The organism is Eisenbergiella sp. OF01-20 (genome assembly GCF_003478085.1).
Lineage (GTDB): Bacteria > Bacillota > Clostridia > Lachnospirales > Lachnospiraceae > Eisenbergiella.
In genome coordinates this window covers 200,211-211,115 of record NZ_QUES01000007.1, presented here as the reverse complement: position 1 = coordinate 211,115, position 10,905 = coordinate 200,211, and the positions used below count along the sequence as shown (strand labels likewise).

10 protein-coding genes are annotated in these 10,905 nt (G+C 39.1%); 9 read left to right on the top strand and 1 reads right to left on the bottom strand.

Annotated features, from left to right (window positions below; genetic code table 11):
• Positions 1–343 precede the first annotated feature (343 nt).
• The 9 genes from DXA36_RS11675 to tnpC all read left to right on the top strand — a co-directional run bounded on the left by DXA36_RS11675 (position 344) and on the right by tnpC (position 10,646).
• Positions 344–1,240, top strand: coding sequence for a LysR family transcriptional regulator (locus tag DXA36_RS11675; protein WP_118679290.1), 897 nt, complete (start codon positions 344–346; stop codon positions 1,238–1,240).
• A gap of 4 nt (positions 1,241–1,244) precedes the next feature.
• Positions 1,245–2,528, top strand: a complete 1,284-nt coding sequence (rlmD, locus tag DXA36_RS11670; protein ID WP_243114629.1) for a 23S rRNA (uracil(1939)-C(5))-methyltransferase RlmD — start codon at positions 1,245–1,247, stop codon at positions 2,526–2,528.
• A gap of 184 nt (positions 2,529–2,712) precedes the next feature.
• Positions 2,713–3,786, top strand: coding sequence for a YecA family protein (locus tag DXA36_RS33520; RefSeq protein ID WP_118679288.1), 1,074 nt, complete (start codon positions 2,713–2,715; stop codon positions 3,784–3,786).
• Positions 3,787–3,825: 39 nt separating this feature from the next.
• Positions 3,826–4,689: a DUF6602 domain-containing protein gene (locus DXA36_RS11660; protein ID WP_118679286.1), complete on the top strand. Its 864-nt coding sequence runs from the start codon at positions 3,826–3,828 to the stop codon at positions 4,687–4,689.
• A 480-nt stretch (positions 4,690–5,169) separates the two neighbouring features.
• A complete protein-coding gene (locus DXA36_RS11655; protein WP_118679284.1) occupies positions 5,170–6,015 on the top strand; it encodes a hypothetical protein in 846 nt (281 codons plus the stop codon).
• Between the two features lie 201 nt (positions 6,016–6,216).
• Positions 6,217–7,233 (top strand): PDDEXK nuclease domain-containing protein, encoded by a 1,017-nt coding sequence (locus tag DXA36_RS11650; RefSeq protein WP_118679282.1) that lies wholly within the window; start codon positions 6,217–6,219, stop codon positions 7,231–7,233.
• A gap of 772 nt (positions 7,234–8,005) precedes the next feature.
• Positions 8,006–8,389: a hypothetical protein gene (locus DXA36_RS11640; protein WP_118679280.1), complete on the top strand. Its 384-nt coding sequence runs from the start codon at positions 8,006–8,008 to the stop codon at positions 8,387–8,389.
• Positions 8,382–8,738 (top strand): IS66 family insertion sequence element accessory protein TnpB, encoded by a 357-nt coding sequence (tnpB, locus tag DXA36_RS11635; protein ID WP_118679278.1) that lies wholly within the window; start codon positions 8,382–8,384, stop codon positions 8,736–8,738. Before DXA36_RS11640 ends, tnpB begins: the two co-directional genes overlap by 8 nt.
• Positions 8,739–9,017: 279 nt before the next feature.
• Complete coding sequence (gene tnpC / locus DXA36_RS11630) at positions 9,018–10,646, top strand: IS66 family transposase (protein WP_118679276.1); 1,629 nt, start codon at positions 9,018–9,020, stop codon at positions 10,644–10,646.
• 15 nt (positions 10,647–10,661) lie between these two features.
• Here tnpC and DXA36_RS11625 read toward each other — a convergent pair whose 3' ends face one another.
• Entirely contained in the window at positions 10,662–10,901 is a 240-nt protein-coding gene (locus tag DXA36_RS11625; RefSeq protein ID WP_182479025.1) for a hypothetical protein, read from the bottom strand.
• Positions 10,902–10,905 lie beyond the last annotated feature (4 nt).

The following is a 10,905-nucleotide window of genomic DNA, read 5'->3' as shown; positions in this document are numbered from 1 at the left end:
GCAGAGCCCTATGCCCCCGGAGGGTGTACTTGTGGTATCAAAAAATAATAATCAATCCAACAGTCTTTATAGACCATGCTTTATTTTGTTTTAAAAAGCCCCAGCAATTACCGGGGCTAATGTTTCACTTATTTTGGGACATTTTCAAAAACGCTTGACAGATGATATTGGAAAAAAGAAGATAGAAAACGCCGGAAGCTGCACGAAACAACAGAAGAGCTAGAATAAATAAAAGTTATCCGTATTTCTTTTTATATAAGGCTATGTTATTATAAAAAAGAGAAAAAGAAAGAAAAACGACGGATTCTGACAGCCGGCGGAAGCTATAATAAAAGGAGAACTCATGCAGGATTTTCGAATGGAAACCTTTCTGGCCGTGTGCCGGAACCTGAATTATACGAAGGCAGCGGAAGAACTGTGCATTACCCAGCCCGCGGTATCCCAGCATATCAGACACCTGGAGGAATATTACGGAACCAGGCTATTTGTAAGTGAAGGGAAAAAGATGGTGCTTACGGAAGCAGGCCGCCTGCTGCAAAGCGCGGGCCTCACCATGCGTCATGACGAATATGCGTTAAAAGAGCTGCTCTCTCAGGCGGGTGCTACAGAACGCAGTTTGCGGATGGGGGCAACAATGACTATCGGAGAATTTGTCCTTCCGTCCATGCTCAGCAGCTACATGCTTAAAGCTCCGGAAGCGTCCGTTCATGTTACGGTCGCTAATACGGCGGATCTGTTAAGCCTGATAGACGAAGGAAAACTGGACTTTGCGCTGGTGGAAGGCTATTTTTCACGTCAGGATTATGATTATCAGATTTACTCAACTGAAAAGTACATACCTGTAGCCGGAGCCGGTTACAGGCTTCGGGCGGCGAATGACAGCCGGAAAATCAGGACAGAGGATCTGTTGGGCGAAGCGCTTCTCATCCGGGAAAAAGGGAGCGGTACCAGGGAGGTCCTGGAGCGCATTCTGGAGGGAAAGAACCTGTCGGTAAAAGATTTCCGCAGGCTGCATGAGATCAATAATATTCAGGTCATGAAATATCTGGTGCAGGAAGGCCGCGGAATTACCTTCCTTTACGAAGCAGCGGTCCGCCGGGAACTTGCACAGGGCTGCCTCCGGGAAATCCCTCTGAAGGATTTCAATGTGGAGCATGATTTTTATTTTGTATGGAGAAAAGGCAGTATTTTCGGCGGGGAATACAAAGAAATATTTAAACAATTGAAGGATAAGGAATGAAATCATGGAAAAGAAGAGTGTAAATGATAATAGCACAGTAAATGGACAAAACGGTAATAATGGAAAGAATTGTAATAATAGACAAAACGGTAATAATGGAAAAAACTTTACACATGAAAAAAAATGTGCCAATGAAAAAAAGTGTATTAATGAAAAAAAATGCGGCAGCTGTAAATATCTGCATCTGACCTATAAGGAACAGCTGAAGAAAAAGGAAGAGTTTGTCAAAAAGGAACTGGAAAAATGTCCGGATCTGAAAGGACGTTTCAAACCGATTATCGGCATGGAAAATCCCTGGAACTATAGAAATAAAGTGACGGCGGTTTTTGACAGGGATCGGAAGGGGAATCCGATTTCCGGAGTGTATCAGGAAGGGACACACCGGGTGATACCTGTGGAGAGATGTCTGATTGAGGACGAGCTTGCTGATAAAATCATCGGGACAATCCGGGGGATGCTGCGCTCCTTTAAAATCAAGGTTTATGATGAGGATACGGGATACGGACTGCTCCGTTATGTGCTGGTGCGCAGAGGATTTGCAACCGGAGAGGTTATGGTGGTTATGGTGACGGCTTCGCCGATATTCCCTTCCAAGAGGAATTTTACCAATGCATTACTGAAAGCACATCCGGAAATCACAACGGTGGTACAGAATGTGAATAACCGTACGGACAGTCTGATTCTGGGGGATAAACAGCAGATTTTGTACGGGAAGGGATATATTGAAGATGTTCTTTGCGGATGCAGATTCCGTATTTCTCCTGCATCCTTTTATCAGATTAATCCAGTGCAGACGGAGAAGCTTTATACGAAAGCGGTGGAGCTTGCAGGGCTGAGCGGGAAAGAAACGGTTATTGATGCTTACTGCGGTATTGGGACGATTGGGATGATTGCGTCGAAATATGCAAAGAATGTGATTTCAGTGGAGATGAATCCGGATGCGGTCAGGGATGCGATTGTGAATGCCAAGGTGAATGGAATAAAGAATGTGCGTTTTTATAGAGCGGACGCGGGGCAGTTTCTGACACAGATGGCAGCGGAAGGGGCAAAGGTGGATGTGCTGCTGATGGATCCGCCGAGGAATGGGAGTACGGAGGAATTTCTGCGCAGCGCGGCTTTGCTTGGGGCGGGAAAGATCGTGTATATTTCCTGTAATCCGGTGACTTTGGGGCGGGATTTGGGAGTGTTGAAGAAGCTGGGGTATCGGGCGGAGGAGTGTTGGATGGTGGATATGTTTCCTTGGGTTGGGCATGTCGAAACCGTCGTGCTTCTCGTGCGGAAACCTTGATTCTACGGGCGTTTGCGGGATTGTTTGAGGAAAATGGAGTTGTGTTTTTACGGGAAGTGAGATGGATAAGTTTCCCCGGAGGCAAGGTCGGGTAAATATTCAGATAGGGTTTTGCCCGTAGTTTTTTTAATATGATACTACGGGGCGAAACTCATATCTTTTGGCAAAAGAGAGGGGAGTATTTATGGGTAAAAAAGTATACCCTAATGATTCATGTCCATGTGGAAGTGGCAAAAAATATAAGAATTGTTGTAAGGGTAAATTGGATGATGTAAATTTTAATAATCCATTAAAACTAATGGAGAATTATAAAAAAATACGAAAAGATTCAAAAATAAAGCAATGTTTACATCCAGATACAGAGAATTGTTCAGAGAAAATAATAGGGGCACACTCAATACAAAATAATAAAATATTAAAAACAATATCCAGTAATGGAATGGTGTTTATGCCATGTCCAAAGCCAGATAAACCATTTGCTCCAATGACGAGCTATGGAAGAAAAGAAGCAACAGTTTTTACAGGTTTTTGTGGTTATCATGATAAAACATTATTTCAACCAATCGAGGACAGGGATTTTCAAAAGACGGAGGAACAGATATTTCTTTTTACTTATAGAAGCTTTGCGTTAGAGTATCATAAAAAGCAAGAATTGCAAAAAATGGAACAAATAATTTTTAGCAATAAACCATCTTTAGTCAATATGTCTGATGAGGAAGATCCTTTTAGTGGAAATAAATTAGCAATTAAAGATTTTGCAGAGGATAAAAAAATCTTTGACAAGGCAATTTTAGAGAGTGACTATAGTGTTTTGACAAGTATTATATGGGAATTTGATAAAGCTGTAAAATTTGCATGTACAGGATTTGAAGCACTACAATATGATTTGAAAAACATTAAGGTGCAAGATTTATTGGACTTTAGCAAAAGGGCGCAACATGTGTATGTTTGCGTGTTTCCTGAAAAAGAGAAAACATATTGCATATTTTCTTGGTTTAAAAAGAATGACAAAATGTTTTCAACATATTTTGAACAATTAAATAGCTTGGAAGAACAGCAAAAAAGAAATTTTATTAATAATCTTTTGCCAATGATAAGTGAGAATTTAGTTGTTAATCCAGAGGCATGGGATAAACTTACTCAATCACAAAAGGATGAGTTTGGGTCATATATTTGGGGGATGGAAACAATAGCTCAGACTATGGGAGTTAAAGTTGATAGAACAAAAGCTCCTTCATATGATTTGTTTGAACTATAATTAATGTGTTGTTTGATAAATATATGGGGATATGAAAATATGGATGGAAAAAGAATACAGAATTATTGGTCAAACGAGATGCAGGCTTTGCTGGATACCTATAAACAGTTTCAAGTGCTGATACCAGCAGATAATAGAAATGGTGCTGCCCATAATGGGGAAGACGGAAGATATGTGGAAACTTTGATACGAGAATATCTGAAAAGATATTTACCCAAAGATTTAGAAGTTTTAACGGGATTTATATTGAGACCGGCAGTAAAAACAGGATTAAAGAATAGAAGTAGAAAAAATGAATTAGATAGTCATTCTACTCAATTAGATATTCTGATTTATGATAGTGCAAAATACCCTATTTTTCAACGATTTGGAGAAAATGTTATAGTCCCACCAGAGGGGATCATAGGCATTATTTCTGTAAAAAAGAATTTACATGAAAATGATATAGAACATGAGACTAATGCCTTGAAAGAAGCATCAAAATTATGCCGTTGTGTCGATGATAGTGGTCATCATTTAAGAGGACCATTTTTAGCTTTAGTATCAATGGATGCGTTTGAAAAAAAGGAAAAGACTACAGAACAATGGATTTTTGATAAATTAGCCAATATTTATTTAAAAGAAGCTGATTATTTTGATGATTTGATAGGTTATATTGGTTCATTTAATAAGTGGAGTATATTTAAAAGGCGTCCCCAAGATGAGGAAGTTGGTGAATATATATTTTTTAACCATAATGATGAAGAAATACATTTGGGTTTTCAGTTCTTACTAACAGGAATTTTAAGTGTATATTACGATAAAACTCGAAATTTTATTTCAAGACCGGGATTTACAGCATTTCCTTCACATCGAGCATGTGATAAAAAATTAGGAGATATTGAGGTACGCGCAATAAGATGATTTGAAATATCATTTTAACGACTACATATTATAAAAGGAAAAATTACACGGAAAACCACTTTACTTTTTTGTCTTTAGTTATTTTACCGGATATAGATGGGGTAAAAAAACATGAAAGGGGTAAATATCCCTAAAAAGGGGTGAAAAACTACTTAGGGGGGTAAGACATGGGGGGTGCCAACCATTGAAAAATAAAAGGTAAAAACTTTTGCTATGTAGTATAAAACCTCCGTCCCACCGCATGTTGAAACCGCCGTGCTTCTCGTGAGGAAACCTTGATTCTTGGCGGGTTTGTGGGATTTTTGCAGGAAATGGAGTTGTGTTTTTATGGGGGGTGAAATGGATAAGTTTCCGTCCGGGTGGAGACGGGGTAACGCCATGTGAGTTTAATCTCGAAGAGGAACCATGGGGTAAACACTGTACTTTTTTAGTCAAGTCATATAGCAATAACCTATGTTAATAAATGGAGACAAAAGTAATATGGAGAAAAATCAATATAAAATAAGACTAAAAGAATTAAAGGAACTTTACGATATCGGAAAAAAAGTAAGTTTAGTTTCCGGAAGCAAAAGGGCAACAACTATAAAATCTGCACAAGCTGAAAAGGTAGTAGAAAAGGTATTGTTGCATTGCAATAGTATTATCAAATTATTTAATATTGGTCAAAATGAATATTCAGAATTAGATATTGCTTTAATTGCTTCAGCAACCCGAAATATAATGGATGCTGCTAATGTATATTTTTATATCTCAGAAAGAGGTATTTCTGATGAAGAGGTGAACTTTAGATACAACCTACAACTCCTAAATTATAATAAAAATATTAAAGAGATTTATAAAAAATTAAGTTTTCCAATGGATAGTTTTAGAATGAAACTTGATGATATGAGTTTTGTAATAGAAGAAATCAAAAATAGTAGTATATATTCAACGGCTAGCAATAAAGAAAAAAGTATAATTCTTTCAGGAAAGCAGTTTTATAACAGGAAAAGAGTTGGAATTTTTAGTCAAGACTTAGAATCAGCTATTTTTAATATATTATCAAATAGTACACATAGCTTTTATATAGGATTAAGTAATAATTCTGTTAAAAAATCTATAGTTTTTTCAAGTTATATTGATTCTTTAATGCTGAGCATTATTTCTGTAGAGACAGCAATTCTATATGTAGCAAATATAATAAATGACTATTTATTATTAAGGAGACAATTGAGTAAAATAATAACACAACCGGAAAGAATCCGTATAAGAGATTTGATGAAAATAGATTACATTAATAGCTATTTGGAATTTAAGAAATGCGATTTTGCTAAAGATATATTTTAAGGAATAAAAATACATCTTTTTGACTATAAGATGTATTAAAAATTGATAGCAAAAGTTGGTTTGCAAAATTTTCTATATACTTAAAATTTGATATTAAGTAAAGAGTATAGAAAAAAATATTGACAATTCAGTTTCGAATGAAAATTATTTTATCAATATATGTACACATCATGTGTTTAAATTAAGGAATGGGGAGAGTCAATGGAACAACAATTTTATGAACAAATTAAAAGAATTCTTTCTGAAGCCAGAAACAAAGTATATCAAACAGCAAATTTTGCAATGGTGGAAGCGTACTGGAATATAGGGAAAAGTATCGTGGAACAGCAGGATGGCTATGAAAAAGCAGAATATGGGAGTAGATTAATAGCGGAATTATCCAAACAAATGACTATAGATTTTGGTAAAGGTTTCACACCGACTAATCTTAAATACATGAGACAGTTTTATCTGACATTTCCCAATAGTCACGCACTGCGTGACGAATTGAGTTGGACACATTATCGCCTGCTTATGCGCGTAGAAAATAAAAATGCCCGTGAATTCTATACAGAAGAAGCAATAAAATCAAATTGGAGCACACGGCAGTTGGAAAGGCAAATTAATTCTTTCTTTTATGAAAGACTGCTATCCAGTCAGAATAAAGAAATGGTTTCGGAGGAAATCCAGCAATTGGAGCCGGCAAAAATTCCAGAGGATATTATACGCGATCCATATGTATTAGAGTTTCTGGGATTAAGTCCAAATGATGATTTTTATGAGAGCGACCTTGAAGAAGCATTGATAACACATTTGCAGAAATTCCTCTTAGAGTTGGGGAGAGGGTTTTCTTTTGTTGCCAGACAGAAGAGGATTACATTTGATGGCCGGCATTTCCGAATAGATCTTGTCTTTTATAATTACATTTTGAAATGCTTTGTATTAATTGATTTAAAAATTGGAGATTTGACACATCAGGATTTAGGGCAGATGCAGATGTATGTACATTACTACGAACGTGAATTGATGAATGAGGGAGATAATCCACCGATAGGAATTGTTCTTTGTGCGGATAAAAGTGAATCTATAGTAAAGTATACCTTGCCAGAAAATGAAACGCAGATTTTTGCGTCAAAGTATAAGTTATATCTTCCAAGCGAAGAAGAGCTGTCACAGGAATTGCAAAGGGAGTACAGGGCATTGGAATATGATAAAAAAATTCAAATTAGCTTTACTTAAAGAAAGTGTAATTTTGGTGGGAGGAGTAAATTTATCCATAAAGGGGTGATTTTCATTCAAAAGGGGTAAGAGGGGTAAAATTGACGAAGAAATATACCCCACCAGTATATTATGAAAATACTTTTGCCATGTAGTTTAAAATATCCGTTCCACCGTACGTGGAAACTGTTGTCCTTTTATCCAAATAAAGTCGGCCAAATCTATTGAGGTTAAAATTGAGCTTGATGAGATGGATTTGACAACGACAGAGCAAAGGCAACCTATGATGAAATAAAGCAATATGTGCTTGATAATACGGGGCTTAAGGTATCACAATTATATGTGGCACAGGTTAAAAGAAAGCATGGCTTAATTGAAAGAATTAACTATAATGTTGGCGATGGGAACTCTAAAGTTCCACATGTACCATTAGAAAAAGAAAAAGCGATTGAAGATGCATTGAGGCATTTTAAGATGATCTGATTAAATGCAATTGGTTTAAATTTCTAATGGACTCAAAGGTTTTAGGTAGTAAAGTGTTTTGTAAGTAAAAATTCGGTAATGTAGGAATACAGTTATCCTACATTACCGGATTTTTTATTGTGCGCCTGGCGGCGCACGTTTCTAATATTAAAGGAAAGCTCTCCTGCCGAAGAACCCTAGAACTAAAAAGGCCCGCTGCAAGCGGGCATAATGAGTAAGCGTCAAATCTCTCGCCTAGATATTTTATAGATTCTGTGGCAAACTTGAAAAAACTAAAAAAACTACTAGTTTTTTCAAGGAGGGTGTAAAGTTGGATGCTTGTACTCATGATGTTCGCCTCAATCAATGGAAACTGATTATCGAGCAGTGTCAAAGCCGTCCCGATGGGCAGACAGCCAGGCAGTGGCTGGCAGAAAACGGGGTTCAGGAAAAGACGTATTACTACTGGCTCAGGAGAGTCCGTAAAGAAGTCTACAGCCAATTGAGTGATGGAAGTACTTCTCTTCCTGCAATGCAGGAAAAAGGAACAGTTACCTTTGCTGAAGTCCCCATGATACCGCAACAGAATCCGGAAATTCCTTTTTCTTTCCAGCCCGCAGTCGTGATTAAAACTTCCCATGCAACTGTGGCAGTGTCTAACGAAGTTTCCGACAGGCTGCTTACCAGGCTTCTGCAGGAGGTGTCCAATGCTTGAGGATGCCGGTGGAATCCGGCGCGTGATACTCGCATGTGGTTTTGTTGACCTGCGTAAAGGAATTGATGGGCTGGCTCAGGTCATCGGTTCACAGTACAACCTGAATCCGTTTGATCAAGGAACTCTTTTTCTGTTCTGTGGAAGGCGTTCCGATCGTATGAAGGGACTTCTCTGGATGGGGAACGGATTCCTGCTATTATACAAAAGATTTGAGGACGGTTCTCTGACATGGCCAAGGACAACACAGGAAGCTGCAGATATCACTGAAGAGCAGTTCCGCCTCCTGATGCTGGGCCTTAATCCTCTCGACCTGAAGATTAAAGAAGTCCATCCGGCAAAGGTTTTCTGAAAAGTATTGTGCAAAACAGAGAAAAATTTCTGTTGTTTTATCGCATAAAATCTGCTTATGGAAGCACTTTTTGAGATGTTGTAAAAGCACGTCTGCCGCCGGTATAAGTGTGATGTAAGTAATATTTGAACCTTGAAAACTCTATATTTCCTCATTGTATATGGGCAGGCAACGCTGTTTTAAGCATAGGCGTTTTGCCGAAAGGCAAGATGCTTACAATTCGCTGTTTCACTGATTCTGTAGTATAATCAGAGACAGGAAAGGACAAGGAGCGGATCAATGGGCAGCAAGCATACACTGGGTGAATTGAATAACTTAAGCCGTGAAGAGTTGGTCACCATCATTCTCGGTATGCAGGGACAGCTTGATGCGTTGAATGAAAACATCGAGAAGCTTATTGAGCAGGTACGTCTTGCAAACCAGCAGAGCTTTGGCCGTCATACGGAAACAATGGCATCCATTGAGGGACAGTTATCCTTTTTCGATGAAGCAGATGCCTTGTATAATCCGCTTGTACAGGAGCCGGATCCTGATGAGATCCTCCCTGAAAAAGCAAAGAAGAAAAAATCCAGGGGGCAGCGGGAAGCGGACTTAAAGGATTTCCCGGAAGATGCCATACCAACCCACACGGTATCTAAAGAGGTACTGGATGCTTTCTACGGTGAAGGCAACTGGAAACAGATGCCCAGTGAAACCTACAAACGTTTAAGACACGAACCTGAGAGCTGGACTGTAGAAGTCCACACGGTAGATGTCTTTGTGGGAACCAATGGTTACCATCAGGATGAGTTCATGCGTGGTGACCGTCCAAAGGATCTGTTCCGTGGCAGTATAGCAACACCTTCCCTTGTAGCTTCTATCCTGAATGTAAAGTATGTGAATTCTGCTCCGCTGCACCGAATGGAACAGGAATTCTCCCGTAACGGGGTTAACATTTCAAAACAGACCATGTCAAACTGGATGATAAACAGTTCCCGCCGGTACTTCGCGCCTCTGGTGGAGTGCATGAAGCAGGAACTGTTAAAGCTTCCTGTGACACAGTCGGATGAGACTCCCACCCAGGTAATCAACGATGACAGAGCTCCCGGAAGCAAAAGCTATATGTGGGTGCACCGCTCCGGTGAATTCCATACAGAGTTCCCAATCGTCATCTATGAATACCAGAAAGGCAGGAACCATGAGTTTCCGCTTCAATTCTATCAGAATTACAAAGGCATTCTAGTTACCGATAGCCTTTCCCAGTATCATTTGATAGAAAAAAAGCTTCAGGGACTGATAAATGCCAACTGCTGGGCACATGCAAGAAGGGATTATGCCGATGCCATAAAAACAGCGGACAAATCCAATCCTGATGCGGTACGACGGTCGGTTGCCTATCAGGCATTAAGCCGGATATCCCAGATATATAAACTGGAAGGTGCCTTAAAGGATCTGACAGCCGGGGAACGTCTCAAAGAACGCCAAAACGCAATCAGACCATTGGTTGAGGAGTATTTTGCGTGGGTAAAAAAACAGCTTGAAAATACTGCCGTACCTCCCAAAGGGAAAACAGCCGAAGGACTGAAATACAGCCTGAATCAGGAAAAATATCTGAAGGTATTTCTGACTGACGGGAACGTACCCATTGATAATTCAGCAAGTGAACGTTCAATCAGAACTTTCTGTATCGGTAAAAAGAACTGGATGTTTCACGATTCCATTCAGGGAGCGCAGGCAAGCGCTGTCATCTACAGTATTTCGGAAACCGCAAAGCTCAATAACCTGAGACCTTATTATTATTTTAAGCATTTACTCACAGAGCTTCCCAAACTCTGTGACGAAAAAGGAAATATAGATTCTGCGAAGCTAAACCACTTATTGCCATGGGCAAAAGAGTTACCGGCTGAATGCAGAAAACCACGCCGCTGATATCTGTTAGCGGCGTTAATTTATAGGTAGGCGCAGGATTTGACGCTTACCATAATGAAACAGACGGTGGCTAAAAAAAATTATATAAAAGCCTTCTTCAAATCCATCATCGCCGAGGTCTTCATCTTCAGTTAAAAAGTAATGCATATCCAATAAATCGGAATCGATCATGCCTCTGACCAGTTTGGGTGTCATTCCTTCTGGAGGATTTTTGATATATTTTTGTCTGAGTTCATCTACATATTTTTGATCCATTTGC